At 64.6% G+C, this 1,467-nt stretch carries 1 protein-coding gene; it reads left to right on the forward strand.

What is annotated here, in order from left to right; genetic code table 11:
• The first annotated feature begins 55 nt into the window (after positions 1–55).
• Positions 56–1,204, forward strand: a complete 1,149-nt coding sequence (locus Q322_RS0120005) for an HD domain-containing phosphohydrolase (RefSeq protein ID WP_084148126.1) — start codon at positions 56–58, stop codon at positions 1,202–1,204.
• Positions 1,205–1,467: the final 263 nt, after the last annotated feature.

A 1,467-nucleotide genomic window follows, 5' to 3' on the forward strand; every position in this document is an offset into this window, starting at 1 on the left:
TTCATTCCGTCTGAACTGTGACGGTTTTGTGAGTGTGGCCGCCTATGCTGCCGTCATGGCCGTCTCCTCATCGCTCAGCCCACGTGTGTCTGACCTGACCCAGGGTGAGGACGCCCGCACCACGGCGGCCCAGTCGGTCCTGACCCTGACCCGGTTGGCCGTCTCCGCCCCGGACCTGGCCAGCGGCGTGACCCCCACCCTGGAACACCTGGTCACCCACACCGCCGCCGTGGGATCGGCCTACTTTCAGGTGGGCGGCGCGCAGACCCTGACCTACCAGGTGCGCGCGGCCTGGGGACAGCAGCCGCAGACCCTGGACATGCAGCGCATCGCTGTTCACGGCCTGCCTGCCGACACGCCGCTGATGCGGGCGCTGGAGACCAGCACCGGCCCACTGTTCTTCGATAACACCGCCGACGCTCCTCAGACGGCGGGCTTCCCCGAACTGGGGGTGGCGAGTCTGGCCGCCTGTCCGGTGGGCGACGCCGGGGGCCGCCTGTTGGGCGCATTCCTGATGCATACCCTGGAGCCGCACCGCTGGCAGCCCGAGGAGGCTGCGCTGTTCAGCATGGTGGCGGGCACCATTGCCGGTCTGGCTGGCCGCCTGGCCGCCGACGAGCAGGTGGTGCAGGCGCGTGAAGCGTCACTGCGGGCGCTGGGCCTGGCGTTGGAGGCACGTGACGGCGAGACCCAGGGCCACACCGACCGGGTCACCGCGCTGGCCCTACGGATGGGGGCGGCGTTATCTTGGGACCCGGAGCAGCTCCAGGCGCTGCGCTGGGGCGCATACCTACACGACATCGGCAAGATCGCGATTCCGGATTCGATCCTGCTCAAGCCCGGCAAGCTGAGTGAGGCGGAATGGACGGTGATGCGCTCGCATGTGGAGGCAGGGGTGCGCTTTTCCACAGCCCTGGATTTTCTGCCAGCAACGGTGCTGGACGTGGTATCCGATCACCATGAGCGCTGGAATGGTCAGGGGTACCCGGCGGGGAAGGTGAGAGAGGCCATCAGTCTGGAGGGCCGGATTTTTGCGCTGTGTGACGTGTATGACGCGTTGATGAGCGAGAGGCCGTACAAGGCGGCGTGGACATTACAGCAGGCGCTGGCGGAGATCGAGGCGCAGGCTGGACAGCACTTCGATCCTGAGCTGGTGGCGGTGTTCATTAAGATGATGGCTGCAGACAGACAACACTCTACCTGAGGCACAGAGGCGCTCGCGCAGGAACTGGTGCTCAAGAAGATGGTGGTGCCAGTGACCTGTTGCAGTGCAGCACCATAAGCTGCCTGTGATCATCGTCATTTCTTGACCGTGGAGCCTGCACCTCAGTCTGGATTGAATTCCCTGGCTGCTCAGTACCCGACACTTTGTGAGGGGGCTTGAAATCCGTCGTCCAATACGCGAAAATAGAGCGCGTCTCCCGTTGCCCTGAAATCGTTCAGTCTGTGCTTCGTTTCCCACTTCCC

This window comes from Deinococcus frigens DSM 12807 (assembly GCF_000701425.1).
Lineage (GTDB): Bacteria > Deinococcota > Deinococci > Deinococcales > Deinococcaceae > Deinococcus > Deinococcus frigens.

Excerpts from the sequence above, each read along its gene's own strand:
- Q322_RS0120005 (WP_084148126.1), top strand. The coding sequence starts at position 56 with ATGGCCGTCTCCTCATCGCTCAGCCCACGTGTGTCTGACCTGACCCAG.